Origin of the sequence: Bacillus sp. SIMBA_008, assembly GCF_046535495.1 — a bacterium.
Lineage (GTDB): Bacteria > Bacillota > Bacilli > Bacillales > Bacillaceae > Bacillus > Bacillus subtilis.
In genome coordinates this window covers 1-258 of the sequence record NZ_JAWRWL010000762.1, presented here as the reverse complement: position 1 = coordinate 258, position 258 = coordinate 1, and the positions used below count along the sequence as shown (strand labels likewise).

The 258-nt window shown below is 39.9% G+C and carries 1 pseudogene; it reads right to left on the bottom strand.

The features are described 5' to 3' along the window. Positions 1 to 258: pseudogene (locus tag SB658_RS25330) on the bottom strand (MFS transporter); the annotation flags it as partial.

The following is a 258-nucleotide window of genomic DNA, read 5'->3' as shown; positions in this document are numbered from 1 at the left end:
ATGGTCGGAACTGCTGGCCATACGAATAACTCACCAATCGTTAACGTCACCATCGCAACGAGGAACATCGTAAATTGCTGCGCTTGACTTAACACAATAAATGACGCCGCAAAAATGATGATTCCAATCATAATTTGTTGTTTTAAAGAACGTTTCATCCAGCGAATTAACATACTAACAAGTGGCTGCGCACAAACAATCATCGCTCCGTTTATCGTCCATAATAAACTATAATGGCGGAGGCTAATATTTAATTCC